General features: G+C 41.6%; 1 protein-coding gene. It reads left to right on the forward strand.

The features are described 5' to 3' along the window. Positions 1–122 precede the first annotated feature (122 nt). The coding region (locus CBF90_RS18705; RefSeq protein ID WP_206780517.1) for a hypothetical protein at positions 123–394 on the forward strand (272 nt) is incomplete at its 3' end.

The following is a 394-nucleotide window of genomic DNA, read 5'->3' on the forward strand; positions in this document are numbered from 1 at the left end:
GACAACTACTAAATATATATATGAAAAATGAAAAAAGCATAGACAAGATACTTCACGCATTAGGAAAACTTAACCAAGAAAACAAGAAAGTAACTTATAGCTCTGTTGGCGAGATTTGCGGCATGAGCAAGCAGCGAGTTCACCAAGTCATGAAGATGCACGAGATCAGCACCGGAAGGACGCATGACAAGGGCCACGTGTTCATGGACAAATTGAAGGACGTTGCAACGGAAGAGTTGAACATCTTTGAGATTGCCGAACTTTTACAATATCCGAAGTCAATCAGCACGCTTCGCCATGTCCTTCACATCTTCAATATCAAATGCAAGCGCCTACCTGGACGAACAGGAATAAGAGAATTTCTAAAGACGGTTGATACAGAGAACTATACGGT

The organism is Microbacterium sp. AISO3 (assembly GCF_002204305.1).
In the GTDB taxonomy this organism is placed as follows: Bacteria; Actinomycetota; Actinomycetes; order Actinomycetales; family Microbacteriaceae; genus Microbacterium; species Microbacterium arborescens.